The 21,761-nt window shown below is 72.4% G+C and carries 17 protein-coding genes; 5 read left to right on the top strand and 12 right to left on the bottom strand.

From position 1 onward, the window contains the following. Positions 1-266 precede the first annotated feature (266 nt). Positions 267-746 carry a MarR family winged helix-turn-helix transcriptional regulator gene (locus B0I31_RS07670; RefSeq protein ID WP_245949739.1) on the bottom strand — a complete coding sequence of 160 codons (480 nt, stop codon included), beginning with the start codon at positions 744-746 and terminating at the stop codon, positions 267-269. A 72-nt stretch (positions 747-818) separates the two neighbouring features. On the opposite strand from B0I31_RS07670, the gene B0I31_RS07675 reads away from it, so the two are divergent. The 5 genes from B0I31_RS07675 to surE all read left to right on the top strand — a co-directional run bounded on the left by B0I31_RS07675 (position 819) and on the right by surE (position 8,788). Next, positions 819-1,865 (top strand): LLM class flavin-dependent oxidoreductase, encoded by a 1,047-nt coding sequence (locus tag B0I31_RS07675; RefSeq protein WP_106614573.1) that lies wholly within the window; start codon positions 819-821, stop codon positions 1,863-1,865. A 140-nt stretch (positions 1,866-2,005) separates the two neighbouring features. Continuing rightward, positions 2,006-5,794, top strand: a complete 3,789-nt coding sequence (locus tag B0I31_RS07680; protein ID WP_425444351.1) for a Pls/PosA family non-ribosomal peptide synthetase — start codon at positions 2,006-2,008, stop codon at positions 5,792-5,794. Further along, positions 5,791-7,080 (top strand): M1 family metallopeptidase, encoded by a 1,290-nt coding sequence (locus B0I31_RS07685; protein WP_106614575.1) that lies wholly within the window; start codon positions 5,791-5,793, stop codon positions 7,078-7,080. The genes B0I31_RS07680 and B0I31_RS07685 overlap by 4 nt, the downstream gene beginning before the upstream one ends. A 50-nt stretch (positions 7,081-7,130) precedes the next feature. Further along, a complete protein-coding gene (locus B0I31_RS07690; protein ID WP_106614576.1) occupies positions 7,131-8,051 on the top strand; it encodes a PfkB family carbohydrate kinase in 921 nt (306 codons plus the stop codon). Next, positions 8,048-8,788 carry a 5'/3'-nucleotidase SurE gene (gene surE, locus B0I31_RS07695; protein WP_106614577.1) on the top strand — a complete coding sequence of 247 codons (741 nt, stop codon included), beginning with the start codon at positions 8,048-8,050 and terminating at the stop codon, positions 8,786-8,788. The genes B0I31_RS07690 and surE overlap by 4 nt, the downstream gene beginning before the upstream one ends. Here the strand turns inward: surE and B0I31_RS40440 are convergent. The 11 genes from B0I31_RS40440 to B0I31_RS07745 all read right to left on the bottom strand — a co-directional run bounded on the left by B0I31_RS40440 (position 8,785) and on the right by B0I31_RS07745 (position 21,748). Further along, positions 8,785-8,922 (bottom strand): hypothetical protein, encoded by a 138-nt coding sequence (locus B0I31_RS40440; protein WP_181320039.1) that lies wholly within the window; start codon positions 8,920-8,922, stop codon positions 8,785-8,787. The two genes, surE and B0I31_RS40440, sit on opposite strands and share 4 nt — an antisense overlap. 124 nt (positions 8,923-9,046) lie before the next feature. After that, on the bottom strand, positions 9,047-11,287 hold the full coding sequence (locus B0I31_RS07700; protein WP_281262278.1) for a rhamnogalacturonan lyase family protein: 2,241 nt from the start codon (positions 11,285-11,287) through the stop codon (positions 9,047-9,049). Positions 11,288-11,479: 192 nt separating this feature from the next. After that, a complete protein-coding gene (locus B0I31_RS07705) occupies positions 11,480-12,517 on the bottom strand; it encodes a LacI family DNA-binding transcriptional regulator (RefSeq protein ID WP_106614579.1) in 1,038 nt (345 codons plus the stop codon). Positions 12,518-12,665: 148 nt separating this feature from the next. Further along, positions 12,666-14,690, bottom strand: coding sequence for a bifunctional aldolase/short-chain dehydrogenase (locus B0I31_RS07710; RefSeq protein ID WP_106614739.1), 2,025 nt, complete (start codon positions 14,688-14,690; stop codon positions 12,666-12,668). Next, positions 14,687-15,871, bottom strand: a complete 1,185-nt coding sequence (gene rhaI, locus B0I31_RS07715; protein ID WP_245949740.1) for an L-rhamnose isomerase — start codon at positions 15,869-15,871, stop codon at positions 14,687-14,689. The genes B0I31_RS07710 and rhaI overlap by 4 nt, the downstream gene beginning before the upstream one ends. An 18-nt stretch (positions 15,872-15,889) precedes the next feature. Then, entirely contained in the window at positions 15,890-16,210 is a 321-nt protein-coding gene (locus B0I31_RS07720) for an L-rhamnose mutarotase (RefSeq protein WP_053722290.1), read from the bottom strand. A 109-nt stretch (positions 16,211-16,319) separates the two neighbouring features. Then, a complete protein-coding gene (locus B0I31_RS07725; protein WP_106614580.1) occupies positions 16,320-18,143 on the bottom strand; it encodes a DUF6807 family protein in 1,824 nt (607 codons plus the stop codon). After that, on the bottom strand, positions 18,140-18,676 hold the full coding sequence (locus B0I31_RS07730) for a hypothetical protein (RefSeq protein WP_106614581.1): 537 nt from the start codon (positions 18,674-18,676) through the stop codon (positions 18,140-18,142). Before B0I31_RS07730 ends, B0I31_RS07725 begins: the two co-directional genes overlap by 4 nt. Then, positions 18,673-19,506, bottom strand: a complete 834-nt coding sequence (locus B0I31_RS07735; RefSeq protein ID WP_106614582.1) for a carbohydrate ABC transporter permease — start codon at positions 19,504-19,506, stop codon at positions 18,673-18,675. The genes B0I31_RS07730 and B0I31_RS07735 overlap by 4 nt, the downstream gene beginning before the upstream one ends. Continuing rightward, positions 19,503-20,459, bottom strand: a complete 957-nt coding sequence (locus B0I31_RS07740; RefSeq protein ID WP_106614583.1) for a carbohydrate ABC transporter permease — start codon at positions 20,457-20,459, stop codon at positions 19,503-19,505. The genes B0I31_RS07735 and B0I31_RS07740 overlap by 4 nt, the downstream gene beginning before the upstream one ends. A gap of 2 nt (positions 20,460-20,461) precedes the next feature. Next, positions 20,462-21,748, bottom strand: coding sequence for an ABC transporter substrate-binding protein (locus B0I31_RS07745; protein WP_106614584.1), 1,287 nt, complete (start codon positions 21,746-21,748; stop codon positions 20,462-20,464). Positions 21,749-21,761: the final 13 nt, after the last annotated feature.

A 21,761-nucleotide genomic window follows, 5' to 3' on the forward strand; every position in this document is an offset into this window, starting at 1 on the left:
GCTCTCCGTATTCCGGGGCACAGCGTACGGAGATCGGTGGACGTAACCACGCCATCGTGGATACGGAGGTACGTACGGAGGTTTGCTGATGCGGACTTCCGCACGGGTGCGCGACGCTGAGGGGTGTTCGGCACCCCGACTGCCGAGCGCCCGGGCGGGTCAGGTGGGTTGACCGCCGCTCGGCATCCCGGGGGGACGGGGAGGGGCCGCACCCCGCGCGGCCCCTTTTCGGGACTCACCTTCCCCGCTCGTCCACGCCCCGCTCGTCACGTCTCCGCGGCGATCCGATCCAGCACCCGGTGGAACACGCGGTCCAGGACCTCCGCCTCCTCCACCGACAACCCGTCGAACACGTACCGCCGCACGGTCTCCACGTGCGCGGGCGCCGCGGCCTCGATCGCGGCACGTCCCGCCGCCGTGAGCCGCACCATCGACCCGCGCGCGTCCTCCACGCACTCCTCCCGCGTGACCAGCCCGCGCTTCTCCATCCGCCCGATCTGGTGGGACAGCCTGCTGCGCTCCCACCCGACCAGCGCGCCGAGCTCCCGTGACCGCACGACACCGTCCACGGCCTCCGACAGCGGCACGAGGAGCGCGTAGTCGGCGTTGGACAGCCCCGAGTCGCGCACCAGCTGCCGCTCCAACGCGCCGTTCAGCTCGCGGTTGACCGCCAGGTACGCCTGCCACACCCGAGCCTCCCGCTCGTCCAGCCACCGCGGTGCGTCCCCGGCCTCCGATCGGTCCATGAACGTCACGCTAGCAATATGTTGACGTGTCATCAATGTTCGCGCTACTTTGCTGACGTGTCCACAAAAGGAATGCAGCTCGGCGTCTACAGCTTCGGCGACCGCCACCGCGACCCCGTCACCGGCGAACAGGTGTCGGTCGCGGACAAGCTGGCGCAGACGCTGGAACGGATCAAGCTGGCCGACGAGCTGGGGCTGGGGTTCTACGGGCTGGGTGAGCACCACCTGTCCGACTACTCGATCTCCAACCCCGGCACGGTGCTGGCCGCCGCCGCGAGCGTCACCTCGCGGATCACGCTGAGCAGCGCCGTCACCGTGCTCAGCACCGAGGACCCGGTCCGCGCCTACCAGCAGTTCACGACGCTCGACCAGCTCAGCCGGGGCCGGGCCGAGCTGCTGGCCGGGCGCGGTTCGTTCACCGAGTCGTTCCCGCTGTTCGGCGCCAGCCTGGAGGACTACGACGAGCTGTTCGAGGAGAAGCTCGAGCTGCTGCTGAAACTGGACCGCGAGGACCCGATCACCTGGTCCGGCCGGTTCCGCACACCACTGCAGAACGCGCACGTCTACCCGCGCCCCCACGGTGAGCACCTGCGGATCTCGGTCGGCACCGGCGGCAACCCCGAGTCCTCGATCCGGGCCGGGGTGCTCGGCCTGCCCGTCGTGTACGCGATCATCGGCGGCGAGCCGGAGCGGTTCGCGCCGCTGGTCGACCTGTACCGGCGCGCGGGTGAGGCCGCCGACCACCCGTCGACGGGGCTGAACGTGACGATGAGCGCGATCGGCCTGGTCTCGAAACGCTCCCAGGACGCCAAGGACGCGTTCTACCCGTACTGGCTGGAGACGATGAAGTACGGCTCACGGGCACGTGGCTGGCCCGTGCCGTCGCGCGCCGAGTACGACTCCTGGACGCACGACGCGCAGTCGATCTTCGCGGGCAGCCCGCAGGAGATCGCCGAACGCCTCATCTCGGTGGGCAGGCTCGTCGACGCCGACCGCTACGCCCTGCAGATGGACTGGTCGGGCGTACCGCACCACCTCGTGATGGAGGCGATCGAACTCCTCGGTACCGAAGTCAAACCCTTGGTGGACAAGGAACTTGGTTCATCCACTATGGACTGAACCGGCCGAACCCGCGGTGTGACACCACCCACTCGTGGTCACACCGACGCGACGGACAGGTGAATCCCCGGTAAAGTCGCACGTCGGCGGCTTCTCCTGGAGGACTTCACAGTGCGTCTTCGTTGTACCGGTACCCACCGGTGACCCTCGCTTCCCACACCGGTTTCCCTGATCTGGTCGAGGTTCCCGCGCTGTTCCGCGCCGGTACCGCCCCGACCGGACGCACCTTGGTCGACATCCTGGCCGAGACCACGCGTCGGCACCCCCACTCCCCCGCGCTGGACGACGGCACGACGTCGCTGACCTACCGGGAACTCCTGGACGAGGTCGCCGAACGAGCCCGGGCGCTCGCCGCGACCGGTATCGGCGTCGGCGACAGGGTCGGCATCAGGGTCCCCTCCGGCACCGTGGACCTGTACGTGGCCGTGCTGGCGGTCCTGGCCGCCGGCGCGGCGTACGTGCCCGTCGACGCCGACGATCCCGACGAGCGCGCCGAACTCGTGTTCACCGAGGCCGGGGTGTGCGCCGTCATCGCCGGCGAGCTCGAACACCGCGCCACGCCCATGGGCTTCGTCGGCTCCCCGTCCCCCGACGACGACGCGTGGATCATCTTCACCTCCGGTTCCACGGGCAAGCCGAAGGGCGTCGCGGTCTCGCACCGCTCCGCCGCCGCGTTCGTGGACGCCGAGGCCCGCCTGTTCCTCCCGGACGACCCGATCGGACCGGACGACCGCGTGCTCGCCGGCCTGTCGGTCGCTTTCGACGCCTCCTGCGAGGAGATGTGGCTCGCCTGGCGTCACGGCGCGTGCCTGGTCCCGGCGCCCCGCGCGCTCGTCCGCACGGGGTTCGACCTGGGCCCGTGGCTGGTCGAGCGCGAGGTCACGGTCGTGTCCACGGTGCCGACGCTGGCCGCGCTGTGGCCGGTGGACGCGCTGGACGACGTCCGCCTGCTGATCTTCGGCGGCGAGGCGTGCCCGCCGGAGCTGGCCGAGCGGCTCGCCGTCGACGGCCGCGAGGTGTGGAACACCTACGGCCCGACCGAGGCGACCGTCGTGGCGTGCGCGGCCCGGCTGACCGGTGCCGGCCCGGTGCGGATCGGGCTGCCGCTGGACGGCTGGGAACTGGCCGTGGTCGACGCCACCGGCGCACCCGTGCCGATGGGCGGCTCCGGCGAGCTGGTGATCGGCGGCGTCGGCCTGGCCCGCTACCTCGACCCCGCCAAGGACGCCGAGAAGTTCGCGCCGCTGCCCGCATTGGGCTGGGACCGCGCCTACCGCAGCGGTGACCTCGTCCGCGCCGAACCCGAGGGCCTGCTGTTCCTCGGCCGCGCCGACGAGCAGGTCAAGCTCGGCGGGCGGCGGATCGAGCTCGGCGAGGTCGACGCGGCGCTGCAGGCGCTGCCGTCCGTCGCCGGTGCCGCCGCCGCGGTGCGCACCACCAAAGCGGGCAACCAGGTGCTGGTCGGGTACGTGGTCGCGGCCGAGGACTTCGACCAGGCCGACGCGCTGGCCCGGCTGCGCACCGCGCTGCCGGCCGCCCTCGTGCCGCTGCTGGCCACCGTCGACACCCTGCCCACCCGCACGTCCGGCAAGGTCGACCGGGCCGCCCTGCCGTGGCCGCTGCCGTCCCTGGACGTGGCCACACCCACGACGGACCTCACCGACACCGAGCGGTGGCTCGCCGAGCAGTGGTCGGAACTGCTGGGCACCGGCGTCGCCGGCCCGGACGCGGACTTCTTCGCCCACGGCGGCGGCAGCCTCGCCGCGGCCCAACTGGTCTCCACCATCCGGACCCGCTACCCCAGCGGCTCGGTCAACGACGTCTACCAGCACCCGACGCTGCGCGCGTTGGCGGCACGGCTGGACGAGCTGAGCGGCCACCAGGGCACCACCCGCCGCGTCGCGCCGACGCCACGCCGCACCGGCCTGGTCCAGTCGCTGCTGCTGGTCCCGCTGATGAGCCTGGTCGGCCTGCGCTGGTCGGTGGCGCTGGCCGCGGTCGGCAACGTCGTCGGCTTCACCACCCCGGTGTCGTGGTGGTGGATCGCCGCCGGGTGGCTCGCGTTCGTCAGCCCGCCCGGCAAGGTCGCGATCGCCGCGGGCGGCGCCCGGCTGCTGCTGCGCGGCCTGCGTCCCGGCACGTACCCGCGCGGCGGTGGCGCGCACCTGCGGCTGTGGACCGCCGAACGGCTGGCCGCGTTCAGCGGCGCGACCGACCTCGCCGGGTCCTGGCTCACGCACTACGCCCGCGCGTTGGGCGCGAAGGTCGGCCCGGACGTCGACCTGCACTCCGCGCCGCCGGTGACCGGCCTGCTCAAGCTCGGCAAGGGCTGCGCGATCGAGCCCGAGGTGGACCTGTCCGGCTACTGGGTGGACGGCGACCGCGTGCACGTCGGCCGCATCCGGGTCGGCGCGGGCGCGGTGGTCGGTGCCCGCAGCACCCTGTTCCCCGGTGCCCGCGTCGGCAAGCGGGCGGAGGTCGCCCCCGGTTCGGGGGTGATCGGCTCGGTGCCGACCGGCCAGCGGTGGGCGGGCGTCCCGGCCCAGCGGCACGGCAAGGCGGCCCGGCCGGGTCCGCGCCCGCCGCGCTCGTGGTGGTGGAAGCTGGTCTACGCGGTGACGACGTCGGCGCTGGGCCTGCTGCCGGTCGCGGCGGCCGTGCTCCCGGTGCTGCTGGTCGTGCGCGAGCCGGTGACGCTCGGCTCGGCCCTGCTCGCCGTGCCGTTGGCGACGGTCGCGTGGCTCGGCTCGTACGCGCTGCTCGTCCTGGTGTCCGTGCGGCTGCTCGGCCTCGGCCTGCGGGCCGGGACGTACCCGGTGCACAGCCGGATCGCCTGGCAGGCGTGGACCACGGAACGGCTCATGAACATCGCCCGGGTCGCGTTGTTCCCGCTGTACGCGAGCCTGTTCACGCCGGTGTGGCTGCGCGCGCTCGGGATGCGGGTCGGCCGCCGGGTGGAGGCCTCGACCGTGCTCGCGCTGCCGAAGATGACCACGATCGGTGACGGCGCGTTCCTCGCCGACGACACCATGGTCGCCTCCTACGAGCTGGGCGGCGGCTGGCTGCGCATCGCCGCCGCACGGGTCGGCAAGCGCGCGTTCCTGGGCAACTCGGGCATGACGGCGCCGGGCCGCTCGGTGCCCAACCGTGGCCTGGTCGGCGTGCTGTCGGCGACGCCGAAGCGGGCCAAGGCGGGCAGCTCGTACCTGGGCATGCCGCCGATGAAGCTGCCGCGCGCGGCGGAGGAGGGCCACCAGAGCCGGACGTTCGACCCGCCGCGGCGGCTGGTCGTGGCACGGGCGTTGGTCGAGCTGTGCCGGGTCGTGCCGGTGATGTGCCACGTGGCGCTGGTCGTCGGCGTGCTGTTCGCGATCCGCGAGGTCGGACCGCTGCTCGCCGGACCCGTGCTGCTCGCGGCGGGCGTGGCGGCGTGCGCGGTGTCGGCGGCGGCGAAGTGGCTGCTGGTGGGCCGGTTCCGGGCGCGGGAGCACCCGCTGTGGAGCGGGTTCGTGTGGCGCAACGAGCTGGCGGACACGTTCGTCGAGGTGCTCGCGGTGCCGTGGCTGGTCGGTCGGGCCGGCGGGTCGCCGGTGATGGCGGTGTGGCTGCGGTCGCTCGGCGCGCGGATCGGGCGCGGCACGTGGGTCGAGTCGTACTGGTTCCCCGAGTCGGACCTGGTGCGGCTGGGCGACGGCGCGACGGTGAACCGGGGGTGCGTGGTGCAGACCCACCTGTTCCATGATCGGATCCTGCGCATGGACCAGGTGGAGTTGGCGGACGGCGCCACGCTCGGCCCGCACGGGATCGTGCTGCCGGGCGCGACGGTCGGCGCGCACGCGACGGTGGGACCGGCGTCGTTGGTGATGCGCGGCGAGCACGTGCCGGAGGGCACGCGCTGGCTGGGCAACCCGATCTCCGCCTGGCGATGACCGGTTCGACCCGGGCGACCGGCCCGTACCTGCCCGACCACGGCGACGGCGGCTACCGGGTCGCGCACTACGACCTGGAGCTGGACTACAAACCGCACACCGGTCGGCTGGCCGGGCGGGCGACGCTGTCCGCCGTGGCCGCGGGCCCGTGCGCGCGGGTGGTGCTGGACTTCGGCACCCTGACCGTGAACCGGGTCCTGGTCGACGGCCGGCCCGCACGGCACGTCCACGGCGGCGGCAAGCTGCGGATCCGCCCCGCACGGCCGGTGGACGGGCCGTTCACCGTCGAGGTGCGGTACTCCGGCGTGGCGCGGCCGGTCCGCTCCCGGCACTGGGGCGAGCTGGGCTGGGACCAGCTCGCCGACGGGGCGCTGGTGGCGAGCCAGCCGATCGGCGCGCCGTCCTGGTTCCCGTGCAACGACCTGGTGCGCGACAAGGCCGCGTACCGCCTGTCGGTCACCGCGCCGTCGCCGTACACGGTGCTGGCCAACGGCGTGCCGGTCGACCGCCGCACGGGCGGCAGCAGCACGACGTGGGTCTACGAGCAGGCGGAGCCGATGGCGACGTACCTGGCGTCGGTGCAGATCGGGCTGTACGAACGGCTGCCGCTGGCCGAGGGCCAGGACGTCGCCGCGCCCGCACGGCTGCTGCGCGCCGCACGGCACGACTTCGCCCGGCAGCCCCGGATGATGGGCGTGTTCGAGGAGCTGTTCGGGCCCTACCCGTTCCGGGCCTACCAGGTCGTGGTGACCGACGACGACCTCGAAGTGCCGGTCGAGGCGCAGGGCCTGTCGGTGTTCGGCGCCAACCACGTGGACGGGCGGCGCGGCCACGAGCGGCTGGTCGCGCACGAGTTGGCGCACCAGTGGTTCGGCAACAGCGTCGGCCTGGCCGACTGGCGCGACATCTGGCTGAACGAGGGTTTCGCCTGCTACGCGGAGTGGCTGTGGTCGGAGCGCTCCGGTGGCCCGACCGCCGCCGTGCACGCCGAACGCGCACACGCCCGCCTGGCCCGGTCGCCGCAGGACCTCCGGATCGGCGACCCGGGCGTGGCCAACCTGTTCGACGACCGCGTCTACCAGCGGGGCGCGCTGACGTTGCACGGCCTGCGCGCCCGCCTGGGTGACACGGCGTTCTTCGGCGTGCTCCGCGAGTGGACCGACGTCCACCGGCACGGCACCGCGACGACGAGCGACTTCGTGGCACTGGCCCAGCGCCGCGCCACCGAACCGCTGACCGCGTTCTTCCGCGCCTGGCTGGCCGAACCGCGCCTGCCCGCCCGATGACGACCCCCGGCCGGGTGATTCGATCACGGCGAAACGGGTAGGTGTCGGGTATGGCAGGTCGAGTAGCGGTGTTCGCGCCGTCCCCGGAGTTGACGGTGACGGTGGAGGAGTTGGACGGCACGCCCGACATCCACATCCACGCCGGAGGGCAGGGCGTGTGGATGTCGCGCATGATCGAGTCCCTGGGTGCCGAGGTGGTGCTGTGCTCGGCGTTGGGCGGTGAGACCGGGCAGGTGTTGCGGCACCTGATCGGGGTCGAGCTGAAGGTGCGCGAGGTGGCGGCCCGCAACGGCGGGTACGTGCACGACCGGCGCGACGGCGGGCGCGACCAGGTGGTGCGGATGCCCGCCGACGCGTTGTCCCGCCACGAGCTCGACGACCTGTACGAGATGACGCTGATCGAGGCCCTGAGCGCGGGCGTCGCCGTGCTCAGCGGACCCGCCGAGCAGGACACACCGGTGCCCGACTCGGTCTACGAACGGCTCGCCAAGGACCTCGGCGGCAACGGCTGCCGCGTGATCGTGGACCTGTCCGGTGACCGGCTCGCCGCCGCGCTCGCCGGTGCGCCCGAGGTGGTGAAGGTCAGCCACGAGGAGCTGGTGTCGGACGGGCTGGCCGCGTCCGACTCGCTGCCCGACCTGGTCGAGGGCTGCCGGAAGGTCGCCGAGTGCGGTGCGAGCGCGGTCGTCGTGTCCCGGGCCGCCGAGGAGACGCTGGCGTGCCTCGAGGGCACGTTCTACCTGGTGGAGACGCCCGAGCTGAGCCCGGTCGACACGCGTGGCGGCGGTGACTCGATGACCGCCGGGCTGGCCGCCGGGCTCGCGCTGGGCCACTCGCTGGAGGAGTCGCTGAAGCTCGGCGCGGCGGCGGGCACGGTCAACGTGACCAGGCACGGGCTCGGCACCGGCAGCGGTGACGTGGTGCGCGGGCTGGTCGACCGGGTGCGGCTGCGCCCGTGGGAGGACGCATGAGGGTCCTCATCACCAACGACGACGGCATCGACTCGCCCGGGCTGGCCGCCCTGGCACGGGGCGCGGTCGCGCACGGGTGGACGACCGTGGTGGCCGCGCCCGCGCGCGAGTCCAGCGGCACGAGCGCGGGCCTGACCGCCGCCGAGGACGACCGGCTCGTCCAGGTCGAGCCGCGTGAGCTGCCCGGACTGCCCGACGTGCCCGGTTACGCGGTCGCCGCGCACCCCGCCTTCATCGCCCTGGTCGCCTCACAGGGCGCGTTCGGCGACCCGCCGGACATCGTGCTCTCCGGCGTGAACCGCGGTGCGAACGTCGGCCGCGCGGTGCTGCACTCCGGCACCGTCGGCGCGGCCCTGACCGCTGCCATCAACGGCGCGCGTGCCCTGGCGGTGTCGCTGGACGTGGGGCTCGACCTGGACGTGCCGCACCACTGGGACACCGCCGTCGCGGTCGCGTCGAGGCTGTTCGACCGGGTCGCGGCGCTGCCGGTCGGCGCGGTGCTGAACCTGAACGTGCCCAACCGCGCCGAGGCGGGCGAGCCGAAGCGGGCCGGGCTCGCCGAGTTCGGCGCGGTGCGGACCAGGATCAAGGACAGCGACGACGGCACGATCAGCCTCGCCGCCGTCCTGGTGGACGACGACCTCGTACCCGGCACCGACGCCGCACTGCTGGCCGGGGGTCATCCGACCGTCACGCCGCTGCGCACGGTCGACGAGGACCCGGACCTGGACTTCTAGTCGTCCTCCACGCGCTCGGACGTGGGCTCGGACTGCTCGCCGTCCGACCGGCCCAGCGCCTCCTCCGCACCGTTGACCAGGTCCGGACCGCCCCACTGACGACCCTCGGACTGGCCCAGTCTGTGCTTGCCCATGGTGTGACCTCCCTCGATCCCCGGACTGGTACCCGCTCGCCGACCGGCTCACACCCCCGAACAGGCCGTGGCCTACCCCGAGTGAGGTAGGCCACGGCCACGGAACGTGATCGGTGCGGAGAGGTCAGCCGGCGTAGTGCACGTCCGGCCACGGCGGGGTGACCATGCCGTTCCCGATGTGGAAGCTCGGGTGCGGCGGCTGGTTGTAGGCCGTGTTCTGCCACGCGATGGCGACGCGGTACATGGTGTCGTGCATCAGCGTGGGGATGCGCCGGTCGGTCGGGTTCGGGGTGGAGTAGATCCGCAGCGCGCGGTTGTCGGTGGTGCGCCACACGACCTCCTCCCGCCAGTCGCCGAACAGGTCGGCCGACAGCGCCGGGGTGGCCTTGGTGCCGTTGTTCGACGCCACACCGGAACCGGTGAGCAGCCGGGTGTCGCCGCTCGTGCCGTACTTGTCGATCCGGGTCTGGTCGAGCAGCTCGCGGGTCGGGTCGCCGTCCCACCAGATCAGGAAGTTGGCCGAGGACGGCTTGCGGCCGATGCCGGTGCCGCGCGGGTTGCGCAGCTCGCCGTCCGCGTTGGACCACGACTCCGCGCCCGCGCTGCCGGCGTAGATGTCACCGGACACGCCGCGGCCGTTGTCGCTGCCCGACGCGGTGGTCCACAGGCGCTGGCCGGTGCGGGCGTCGGCGAACCAGGAACCCGGCTTCGAGGAGTCCTCGGAGACCTTGAAGTACTCCAGGCCCGGCCGTGACGGGTCGAGGTCGCTCACGTGCCCGGCGTCCCCGTGCCCGAGACCGGTGGTCCACAGGCCGCGGCCGTTGTCGTCGATCGTGGCCGCGCCGTAGACGATCTCGTCCCGGCCGTCCCCGTCCACGTCGGCGACGCTCAACGAGTGGTTGCCCTGCCCCGCGTACCCCGACTGGTTGTTGCTGTCGAACGTCCACCGCTTGACCAGCGCGCCGTCCCGGAAGTCCCACGCCGCGACCACCGCACGCGTGTAGTACCCGCGCGCCATGATCAACGACGGCCGGGCGCCGTCCAGGTACGCCGTGCCCGCCAGGAACCGGTCCACCCGGTTGCCGTAGCTGTCGCCCCAGGAGGAGACGGTGCCGCGCGGCGGGTCGTAGTTCACCGTCGACATCGCCGCACCGGTCTGGCCGTTGAACATCGTCAGGAACTCCGGCCCCGACAGGATGTAGCCGCCCGAGTTGCGGTGGTCCGCGGAGGCGTTGCCGATCACCGTGCCACGACCGTCACGCGTGCCGTCGGCCGTCTTCATCGCGACCTCGGCCTTGCCGTCACCGTCGTAGTCGTACACCTGGAACTGCGTGTAGTGCGCACCCGCCCGGATGTTGCGGCCCAGGTCGATCCGCCACATCCGGGTGCCGTCGAGCCGGTAGGCGTCGATGAACACGTTCCCGGTCACGCCGGACTGCGAGTTGTCCTTGGCGTTGTCCGGGTCCCACTTGAGCACGAACTCGTAGTCGCCGTCGCCGTCCAGGTCGCCGACGCTGGCGTCGTTCGCGCTGTAGCCCGTGCCCGGCGACTGGATCGGCACGTCCCGGTAGCCGGCGCCGAACGCCAGCGACGCCGGGGACGCCGGCTGCTCGGCCCCGTTCACCACGGCGCGGACGGTGTAGGACGCGTCCGCCGCGGCGCCGTTGTCCAGGTAGTTCGTCGAGGACGTGATCGGCGAGGAGTTGAGCTTGGTCGCGCCCCGGTACACGTTGAACCCGACGTTCTGCGGGTCACCGGCCAGCAGCCGCCAGCTGACCAGGTTGCCGCTGCCCGACCGCACGCTGACCACACCGCGGTCCAGCCGCTCGACCTGCTTGCGACCGGTCGGGTCGCCCGGGCCCGGGTCCGGCGTGGTGGTCGTCGTAGTCGTGGTGGTGGTGGTGGTCGACGTGGACGTCGAAGTCGTCGTGGTCGTCGTGGGGTCGACGGTGCCCGTGCACGTGGTGCCGTTGAGCGTGAACGACGTGGGCACCCCCACCACGTCGCCGGTCATCGTGCCGTTGAAGCCGAACGACGCCGTGCCGCCGGTCGGGATCGACCTGTTCCAGTCCACGTTCGCCGCCGTCACGCTCGCGCCGGAGGCGTTGAAGGTCGCGTTCCACCCCTGGCCGAACCGCTCGGAGCCGGGGAAGGACCAGGCCAACGTCCACCCGTCGACCGGATCACCCAGGTTCTTGACCGTGACGTTGGCGCTGAACCCGCCCTGCCACTTGTTCTGCACCACGTAGTCGACCCCGCAGCCCGGGGCCGCCGAGGCCACCCCGGCGACCAGCAGGCCTCCGGTCACCGCGCTGATCGCCGTGGCGGCGGCGATCGCCCGCACTCTGTACGAGTTGGTGAGCACCATTGCTCCTTCGTCGCAGATTTCTGGGAGCGCTCCCAGTCGTGCCTGGGGTAACGCCCTCGTCCGCCACATGACAGCACCACCACGGAACCGGTGTCAAGGATGAAACGATTCATACCGACGGGTCTCGATTGGTTCAACCGAGCCGGCTAGCTGCGGGTAATTGGGCTGAAAAGGTTCAAGAAGCGCCGCTCACCTCGGGCGGCGCCTGCTCCGCTGCACCCGGCGGCTCGACTCGCGGACCACCAGCTCGGGCGCGAACAGCACGTGCTGGTGCTCGTGCTCACCCGGTGTCATCGTCTCCGCGATCACCAGCTCCGCGGCCGTGCGGCCGATCAGCTGGCGCGGCTGGCGCACGGAGGTCAGCGGCACGGCCGCCGCGGCGGCGAAGTCGATGTCGTCGTAGCCGACGATGGCGATGTCCTCCGGCACGCGCACGCCGGCGCGCACGAGCACCTGCAGCAGGCCGAGCGCGAGCAGGTCGTTGGCGCAGAACACCGCGTCCGGCCGGACCGACCGGGCCAGCAGCTGCTCGGCCGCGCGCTGCCCGGACACCACGTTGAGCGCGGGGACCTTCAGCTCCTCCAGCACGCCGGAGTCCCGGCCCGACTTGCGCACCGCGTCCACCGCGCCCTCGTGCCGCTGGCGGGCCTGGTGGACGTGCGACGGCCCGTTGACCATCACGATCCGCTCGTAGCCCTCGGCCAGCAGGTGGGTGACCGCCTGCTCGCCACCCGCCCGGTCGTCCACGGCCACGGCGCACAGCCCCGGGTCGGCGGTCGGGTGGTCGAGCAGCACGACGGACATGCCCCGGTCGCGCAGCCTGCGCACCGCGGCCAGGTCGGTGTCCACGGGCGTGATCAGCACGCCGTGCACGCGCTGCTCGGCCAGCAGCTCCACGTGCCGCGACTCGCGCTGCGAGGACCCGTCGCTGTTGCACAGGATCACCGCGTGCCCGGCCTCGCTCGCGGTGTCCTCGACACCGCGCGCGACGTCGGTGAAGAACGGGTTGCCCACGTCGAGCACCACGAGCCCGATGGCGCGCGGCGTGCCCGAGCGCAGTTGGCGCGCGGCGTCGTTGCGGACGAAGCCCAGCTCCTCGATCGCGCCCATGACCCGGTCCCGGGTCGCCGGTGCGACGACCTCGGGACGGTTCAGGACGTTGGAGACCGTGCCGACGGACACCTTCGCGCGCGTCGCCACGTCGCGGATGCTCACCGGTGACCCCACCGCGCCTCCTCGGCGGACTGAAGGTGTGAAGGAGCTGGACTCTATCGGCCGGTACCGCTCCCCGTCCGGCACGACGCACTTCTCATCCTAGTCCGCCCCGGCCTGCGTTAAATCGTTTCACCCCCGACCACGGGCCGATCATGGCCGATCACCGCAGGAACGCGGCGGCCACGCCCGCGTCCACCGGGATGTGCGCCCCGGTCGTGTGGGACAGCTCGCCGGCCGTGAGGGCGAACACCGCGTTGGCCACGTGCTCGGGCAGGACCTCCCGCTTGAGCAGCGTCCGCTGGGCGTAGAACGCGCCCAGCTCCTGCTCCGGCACCCCGTACACGGCGGCGCGCTGCGCGCCCCAGCCACCGGCGAAGATGCCCGACCCGCGCACCACGCCGTCCGGGTTGACGCCGTTGACCCGGATGCCGTGCTCGCCCAGTTCGGCGGCCAGTAGCCGGACCTGGTGCGCCTGGTCGGCCTTGGCCGCGCCGTAGGCGACGTTGTTCGGCCCGGCGAAGACGGCGTTCTTGGAGGCGATGTAGACGATGTCGCCGCCCATCCCCTGCTCGACCATCGCCTTCGCCGCCGCCTTCGCGACCAGGAACGACCCGCGCGCCATCACGCCGTGCTGGAGGTCCCAGTCGCGGGTCGTGGTCTCCAGCAGCGGCTTGGAGATCGACAGTCCCGCGTTGTTGACCACCAGGTCCACCCCGCCGAACGCCAGGCACGCCTCGTCGACCGCCGCGGTGACCGCGTCCTCGTCGGTCACGTCCGCGACCACGGCCACCGCCGTGTCCGGCCCGAGCTCGTCGGCCACGGCGGTGGCCGCGTCCGCGTTGACGTCCGCGACGACCACGCACGCGCCCTCGGCGGCCAGCCGCAGCGCGATGGCCTTGCCGATGCCCGAACCCGCGCCCGTCACCAGGGCGACCCGGGTGGCCAGCGGTTTCGGTGCGGGCATCCGCTGGAGCTTGGCCTCCTCCAGCGCCCAGTACTCGATCCGGAACTTCTCCGCCTCGTCGATCGGCGCGTACGTCGACACCGACTCCGCGCCGCGCATGACGTTGATCGCGTTGACGTAGAACTCGCCCGCCACCCGCGCGGTCTGCTTGTCCTTGCCGTAGGAGAACATGCCGACGCCGGGCACCAGCACGATCGCCGGGTCCGCACCGCGCATCGGCGGCGAGTCCGGTGCCGCGTTGCGCTCGTAGTAGGCGCGGTAGTCCTCCCGGTACGCCTCGTGCAGCTCGCGCAGCCGGGCCGCCACCTCGGCCGGCGGCGCGGTCGGCGGCAGGTCGAGCACGAGCGGCTTGACCTTCGTGCGCAGGAAGTGGTCCGGGCAGGACGTGCCCAGCGCGGCCAGCCGCGGGTGCTCGGCGTGGGCCAGGAAGTCCAGCACCACGTCCGAGTCGGTGAAGTGGCCGACCTGCGGCCGGTCGGTCGAGGCCAGGCCGCGCAGGAGCGGCGCCAGCGCGGCGGCCCGGGCCCGGCGTTCGGCGGCGGGCAGCGGGTCGTGCAGCTTCGCGCCGAACGGGTCCGGCCTGCCGCGCGCGGCCAGGTACTCGGTGGCCCGCCGGATGATCTCCCGGGACCGCTCCTGGCACTGCGCCGAGGTCGCGCCCCACGCGGTGATGCCGTGCCCACCCAGGATCACGCCGATCGCCTGCGGGTTCTCCCGGGCGATCGCGGCGATGTCCAGGCCGAGCTGGAAGCCGGGACGCCGCCACGGCACCCACAGCACCCGGTCGCCGAACACCTCCTTGGTCAACGCCTCGCCGTCCGCCGCCGCGGCCAGCGCGATACCGGCGTCGGGATGCAGGTGGTCGACGTGCGCGGCGTCCACCAGGCCGTGCATGGCGGTGTCGATCGACGGCGCCGCGCCGCCCTTGCCGTGCAGGCAGTAGTCGAACGCGGCGACCATCTCGTCCTCGCGGTCGACGCCGGGGTAGACGTCGACCAGGGCGCGCAGCCGGTCCAACCGCAGCACGGCCAGGCCGCGCTCGGTCAACGTGCCCAAGTCGCCGCCCGAGCCCTTCACCCACAGCAGCTCGACCGGGTCACCGGTGACCGGATCGGTCTCCACGCCCTTGGCCGAGGTGTTGCCGCCCGCGTAGTTCGTCGTCGCCGGGTCCGCGCCCAGCTCGTGCGAACGGGCCAACAGTGCCTGTACCTGGTCGTTCACGCGCCCCACCCCGCCTGCTCGCCACCGACTCGTTCCGCCACGATCCGCTCGCCGTACCCCGACCGGGCGTAGGCCGCCATCGGGTCCGGGTCCAGCCCCATGTCCTCGCGCACGGACGCCACGAGCGGCCGCACGTCGGTGTTGTAGGCGTCCATCAGCACGGCGTTCGCGCCGAGCACGTCACCGGCCAGCTGCGCCGCCGTCAACGCGTCCCGGTCGACCAGCAGGGCCTTCGCGGTGGCCTCCTGCACGTTCATCACCGACCGGATCTGGCCGGGGATCTTCGGCTCGATGTTGTGGCACTGGTCGAGCATGAACGCCACGCCCGACTCGACCGCCAGCGCGCCCCCCTGCACGACCTCGACCATGATCCGGAACAGCTGGAACGGGTCCGCCGAGCCGACCATCAGGTCGTCGTCGGCGTAGAAGCGGGAGTTGAAGTCGAACCCGCCCAGCCTGCCCGCGCGCAGCAGCACCGCGACGATGAACTCGATGTTGGTGCCCGGCGCGTGGTGGCCGGTGTCGACCACGACCTGCGCCCGCTCGCCCAGCTCCAGGCAGTGCGCGTACGCCGTGCCCCAGTCCGGTACGTCGGTGGTGTAGAACGCGGGCTCGAACAGCTTGTACTCCAGCAGGATCCGCTGGTTCGGCCCGATCCGCGCGTAGGTCTCCCGCAACGCCTCGGCGAGCCGGTCCTGGCGGGCCCGGATGCTGTCCTGGCCGGGGTAGTTGGTGCCGTCCGCGAACCACAGCTTCAGGTCGCGCGAGCCGGTGGCGTCCATGATGTCGACGCACCGCAGCAGGTGGTCGACCGCCTTGCGGCGCACCGCCGGGTCGGGCGAGCACACGCTGCCCAGCACGTACGCGTCGTCCTGGAAGACGTTCGCGTTGATCGTGCCGATCGACACGCCCTGGTCCTGCGCGAACTTCCCCAGCTCGGCGTAGTCGCTCACCTCGTCCCACGGGATGTGCAGCGCCACCGACGGCGCCACGCCGGTGAACCGGTGCACGGTGGCCGCGTCGGCGACCTTCTCGTGCGGCGTGCGCGGCACACCGCGTTGCGCGAACACCTTGAACCGGGTGCCGGAGTTGCCGAACGCCCAGGACGGCAGCTCGATCCGCTGCCCCGCCAGGGCCCGCGCCACGGCACCCGCGCCGGGTGCTCCTGTCTTGGTGTCCACTTCGGACTCCTTACCTGCTCAGTCGAGGTGGAAGACCTCGGTCAGCGGCCTCATGGCCTCGTCTGGCTGCCTGCCGTCCAGCGCGGTGAAGAACTCGGCCATCTCGGCCTGCCACCGGTCGTTCACCTCGCGGTCGCGCATGCCCCGCTGGGCAGCGTCCCAGTCCGGGGTCTCCAGGTAGCCGACGAGCAGCCCGTCGTCGGCCAGGAAGAGGCTGTAGTTGCCCCAACCGGTCTCCCGCAGCGCCTCCCGCATCTCCGGCCACACCTCGCGGTGCCGCTCCCGGTACTCCTCCAGCCGCTCCGGGCGCACCCGGAGCAGGAAGCAGACACGTCGCACGCCGACCTCCGGAAAATGAAACGTTTCACACAGACGCTATGGTTGTGCCACAACGCTTGTCAATGGTCTGGACTACGTGCGCCCGTCACCGTGCGCGAGCCGTCGTCCGTCACGGTGTGCGCACGCCGTCGTAGAACGCCACCCGCACGGTGATCTCCCGCTCCTGGCCGGGCCCGAGCACCACCGGCGCGCTCCAGGCCGGCGCCGACCCGATGCCCTGGTACTGGCCCACCCGCACGAACCACGGGTCGGTCGGACCGGACACCACGGCCGTCCACGGCCGCACCGGGTCGGCGACCTGGACCGCCAGCCACGGCGCGGTCCGGCCGTTGACCTCCGCCTCGCCCGCGCCGTTGGGGCTGAAGACCCGCACGGACAGCGGGTCGAGGTCGGGCAGCCGCCAGAACCAGCCGCCGTAGCCCGCGCCCTCGCGGCCCTTGCTGCCGGGGCTGTGCAGCACCACGTCACGTTCGGCGGTGAGCACGCTGGTCCACTCCAGCTCCCAGCCGTCGGGCACCGGACGGCGGCGGATTGAGCGGCGTTCCCGCAGCAGGACCACGCCCGCCGAGTCGCACCACGCCAGCTCGCCCGGCCCGGTCTCCTCGACCCGACCCAGCTCGCCCGGCACGTACCCCTGGCCGGGCACGTAGTTCCGGCCGCCCCACAGGTTGACCCCGTTGACGTCGGGCAAGGCGAGGCCGATCCCCCGGTGCCACGGGTGGTCGTCCGGGTGCTCGCCGGTGACCACGACCCCGCCGAGCGTGCGCACGGGGTGCAGCGCGGGTCGCGGCACGACCAGCGGCAGCTCGACGCCGTCCCAGCCGTACCGGGCCACGCCCCCCAGCGGCGACCACGGCACCTCCAGCTCGGCGAACGTGCGCAGGTGCTCGGCGGCCTTGGCCACCACGTGGTCGACGCCGTCGACGTCCACCCGCTTGCCGTTGCGGCGCAGCCAGGCCGGGTCGATCGGTGCCGGGTCGGGCGCGGTGCGGACCGCCTCCAGCACCCGCATGAACGCCCCGGTTCCGGCCAGCGGCGCGTGCAGCGGCACGCCGGGGTCCGCCAGGTGGTCCAGCAGGTTGCGCAGCGGCGAGTCGCGCCGGTGGCGCTCCTCGATGCCGTCGACCACCAGCCGGTGCTCGGTGTAGTGCAGCACGGCCCGCTTGCGGCTGCCGTGCACCACGAGCACGGGTTCCCGGGCGACCTCGGCGCACAGGGTCACCGCGACCACTACGACCGTGCCGTTGCGGGTGCGCAGCCGCAGGCACGAGGTGTCGTCGGCCTCGATGTCGCGGGAGCGCAGCAGTTCCAGCTCGATGTCGTGCACGTCGTCCACGCCCGTGGCACCGTCCAGCGCCAACGCGGTCGCGATGCCGTGCGCGAACGGGTTGGTCAACGCGCCGTCCACCACCGGCACGCCGTCGAGCGTGCGTCGGCCCGCCCACGGCGCGCGGGTGTAATAGGTGTCGTCACGCGACCACGTGCCGCGGACGCCGATGCCGCGGATCTCGCCCAACGCCCCGGAGCGCATGACCTCGGCCAGCCGGTGCACGGCGTGCGAGCCGAGTGCCTGGAACCCGACCTGGACCACCCTGCCCTCGGCCCGGTCGACCAGGTCGTACCAGTCGGCCAGGGTGGGTGTGGGCGGTTTCTCCAGCAGGAGGTGCGCGCCCGCGTCCAGCACCCGGTGCGCCAGCGGCACGTGCGTGTGCATGGGGGTGGACACGATGCCGATGTCCGCGTCACGCAGCAACGCCGACAGGTCGGCGGACACCGGCCGGTCGCCGATGAGCCGTCGTGCCTCGGCGTCGAGCGGGTTCACCTCGCACACGCCGGTGAGCCGCACCGCCCCCTCGGCCTCCAGCGCGGCGATCTCCCGCAGGTACAGCCGCCCGTAACCGCCCGCGCCGGCGAGCACCACCCGCGGCGTCACCGGCGCTCCACCGCGACCGCGGCGAACACCAGCAGGCCCGGCACCACCACGGCGAACGCGGGCGCCTGCGCGACCACCAGCCCCGCCACCACCAACGCGACCACCAGGTACGCGTACCCGATCCAGTCCCGCGACGGCTCGGTCACCAGCACGGCCCACCGGTCACCCGGGTTCCACCGCGCCGCCGCCCGCAGCAGCACCAGCAGCACCACGGCCAGTGCCAGCCCGATCACCGGACCGAGCACGGACGCGCCCGGCAGACCACCCAGCAGCGCCAGCACGTCCAGCGCACCGACCACCAGCAGCACCAGCGGCACGACCACCGCGACCGGGTCGCGCACGGCCTGTCCCAGCAGCACCACGAACCGCCGCGCGGTCGGCGTGCGGCCGGCGTCCACCAGCTCGCGCAGCAGCACCGCACCCGCCGCCGCTGCGGGCAGCGCGGTCAGCACCGGCAGCGCCGCGACGGTCACCAGCACCCCGATCAGCAGCACCTCGGCCAGCAGCGCCAACGGGCGCGCCCAGGCGCTCATCCCTTGAGCCCGGAGGTCGCCACGCCGTCCACCAGGAACCGCTGGAACGCCAGGAAGAACAGCCCGATCGGCAGCAGCGCGAGCACCGACATGGCGAACATCGGCCCGAACGCCGACTGCGTCGCCTGGTCGATGAACAGCTGCAGCGCCAGCGGCAGGGTGAACTTCTCCGGGTCGTTGAGGTAGATCAGCTGGCTGAAGAAGTCGTTCCACGTCCAGATGAACGTGAAGATCGCGGTGGTGATCAGCGCGGGCCGCAGCAGCGGCAGGATGACGTGCCGGAACACGCCGACCGGGCCGCAGCCGTCCAGCGTCGCCGCCTCGTCCAGCTCGCGCGGCAGCGAGCGGATGAACTGCACCATCAGGAAGATGAAGAACGCGTCCGTGGCCAGGAACTTCGGCAGCACCAGCGGCCAGAACGTGTTCACCATGTCCATTTGTTGAAAGATCACGTACTGCGGGATCAGCACGACGTGCTGCGGCAGCATGATGGTGATCATCATGAACCCGAACATGGGCCCGCGGCCCCGGAAGTGCAATCGCCCGAACGCGTACGCGGCCAGCGAGCACGACAGCACGTTGCCGACCACCGCGCCCACCGAGATCACCACCGAGTTCCAGAAGTAGTGCAGCACGCCGAACTCGCCGACGCCGTCGAACACCTCGGCGTAGTTGTCGCCGGTGGGGTCGCGGGGCAGCAGGGCGAGCGTGGAGATCACCTCCGTCGCGGGCTTGAACGACGTGGAGACCAGCCAGACCACCGGGTACAGCAGCACCAGCAGCACGGCCACCACGAGCCCGTGCCAGACGAGGCGTTTCGAGAGCGTCACCTGTTCTCCCCCGCGTAGAACACCCAGCGCCGCGCGCTGCGGAACACCAGGGCGGTCAGGACCGCGACCACGACGAGCAGCACCCAGGCCATCGCCGAGGCGTAACCCATCCGGAAGTCGGTGAACCCGCGCTGGTAGAGGTACAGCGGGTAGAGCAGGGTCGAGTCGCTGGGACCGCCGCGACCGCTGCTCACCACGAACGCGCCGGTGAACGCCTGGAACGCGTGGATGGTCTCCAGCACCAGGTTGAACAGGATCACCGGGGACAGCATCGGCAGCGTGACGCTGAGGAACCGGCGCCCCGGCCCGGCGCCGTCGATGGCCGCCGCCTCGTACAGCTCGCGCGGCACCTGCTTCAGCCCCGCCAGGAAGATCACCATCGGCGCGCCGAACTGCCACACGGCCAACGCCACCAGGGTGAGCAGCGCGTACTGCGGCTGGTCGACCCAGCCGCCGAGGTCCAGGCCGACCGAGGACAGCACCCGGTCCACCGTGCCGTCGGTGGAGAACATCGCCCGCCACGCCAGCGCCACGCTCACGCTCGCGCCCAGCAGCGACGGCGCGTAGAACGCCGACCGGTACAGGCCGACGCCCTTGCGGGCCCGGTTGAGCAGCATCGCCACGGCGAGCGCCAGGCCGAGCTTGAGCGGCACCGAGACCAGCACGTACTCGGTCGTGGTCCAGGCCGCGTGCCAGAACCGCTCGTCGCCGGTGAACATGGTCACGTAGTTGTCGACGCCGATCCACGTGGGCGCCTCGAACAGGTCGTAGTCGGTGAACGACAGGTACAGCGACGCCACCATCGGGCCGATGGTCAGCAGCGCCGCGCCGATGATCCACGGCGACAGGAACAGGTAGGCCACGCCCTGGCCCCGCCGGCGACGGCCGCGCGCGGCGGGCGTCGGCGGCGGGTCGGCCGGGACCGGGGGCCTGGTCAGCACGGACTGGGTCATGCTCAGGACCCCAGGGACTGCTCGGCGTCCTGGACCACGCGCTCGGCCGCGTCCGCGACGCTGACCCGGTTGAAGATCACGTCGTCGTAGGTGCGCTGGAAGTCGCGCTTGATGGCCGAGGAGCCGGTCGGCCACGCGCCGAACGCGGGACCGATCTTGTCCTGCTGCGCCGCCTCGTAGTCGCACACGGCCTTGCTGCCGCCTTCGGCCGACGAGCACACCTGCGCGCGGATCTCCTCGTTCGGCGGCACGCCGCGCGACGCGCCGAGCAGTTTGCCCGCCTCGGGGTCGTTGACCAGGAAGTCGAGCAGCTTCACCGCCGCGGCCTTGTGCTTGGAGCGCTGCGACACCGCGAACGACACCGGCGGCATGGCGGCCATGCCGCTCTCCGCCACATCGCTGGGCAGCGGCGCGAGCTCCAGGTTCGGCCCGAACGCGCCGAAGTAGCCGGTGACCGCGGAGTCGTAGCCGATCTCGGAGGCCGCCTGCCTGGTCACGATGCCGGAGTTCTGCACCGAGCCGTCCATCTTGGTGGTCACCTCGGCGGGCGAGACGCCCTTGTCCGACCGCATCGCGCCGATCATCTCCCAGTACCCGGCCAGTTCCTCGGCGGTGAAGCCGAGCTTGCCGTCCGGGGTGTAGAGGGCCTTGCCGCGCTGGTGCAGCCACACCTCGAACCAGTCGACGGCCCAGCCGAAGTCGGTCGTGCCGGAGACCTGGCCCGCCGCGCCGACCTGGGTCATGGCCTCGGCGAACTGCGCCCAGGTCCACTTCTCCCCCGGCGCGGTGGGCACCCGCACCCCCGCGGCCTCGAAGTGCGTGGGGTCGAAGATCAGCATCTGGGTGGTGGCGCCGGCCGCGACGGCGTACTGCTTGCCGTCGACCTTGCCGCCCTCCAGCAGGTTCGCCGGGATCTTGTCGAGCCCGAGGTCCTTGCCGGTGTACTCGCCCAGGTCGGCCAGCACCTTGCGGCCCGCGTACTCGCCGACCGTGGCCCGGTCCAACTGCAGCAGGTCCGGTCCGGCGCCACCCGCGACCTGGGTGGACAGCTTCTGGAAGTACGCGTCGTAGCCGCTGTACTCCGTCTCCACCTTGATGTCGGGGTTGCGCTGCTGGAACGCGTCGACCGCCGCCCTGGTGACCTTGGCGCGGTCCTCGTTGCCCCACCAGACGAACCGCAGCGTCACCGGGCCGTCCGCCGACTCGTTACCGCAGCCGGACAGCGCCGCGGTCAGCGACAACAGCCCGACCAGCAGGCCTGCCGCGCCGCGGCGAGACACTCGTCCCATCACCCTCACCCCT

It is taken from the genome of Saccharothrix carnea (assembly GCF_003014735.1).
Classification (GTDB): Bacteria; Actinomycetota; Actinomycetes; order Mycobacteriales; family Pseudonocardiaceae; genus Actinosynnema; species Actinosynnema carneum.

Coding starts and splice junctions, on each gene's coding strand:
- B0I31_RS40440 (WP_181320039.1), bottom strand. CDS start 8,922: ATGGGCAAGCACAGACTGGGCCAGTCCGAGGGTCGTCAGTGGGGCGGT.
- surE (WP_106614577.1), top strand. CDS start 8,048: ATGAGGGTCCTCATCACCAACGACGACGGCATCGACTCGCCCGGGCTG.
- B0I31_RS07740 (WP_106614583.1), bottom strand. CDS start 20,459: ATGACCCAGTCCGTGCTGACCAGGCCCCCGGTCCCGGCCGACCCGCCG.
- B0I31_RS07685 (WP_106614575.1), top strand. CDS start 5,791: ATGACCGGTTCGACCCGGGCGACCGGCCCGTACCTGCCCGACCACGGC.
- B0I31_RS07690 (WP_106614576.1), top strand. CDS start 7,131: ATGGCAGGTCGAGTAGCGGTGTTCGCGCCGTCCCCGGAGTTGACGGTG.
- B0I31_RS07675 (WP_106614573.1), top strand. CDS start 819: ATGCAGCTCGGCGTCTACAGCTTCGGCGACCGCCACCGCGACCCCGTC.
- B0I31_RS07670 (WP_245949739.1), bottom strand. CDS start 746: ATGGACCGATCGGAGGCCGGGGACGCACCGCGGTGGCTGGACGAGCGG.
- B0I31_RS07730 (WP_106614581.1), bottom strand. CDS start 18,676: ATGAGCGCCTGGGCGCGCCCGTTGGCGCTGCTGGCCGAGGTGCTGCTG.
- B0I31_RS07745 (WP_106614584.1), bottom strand. CDS start 21,748: ATGGGACGAGTGTCTCGCCGCGGCGCGGCAGGCCTGCTGGTCGGGCTG.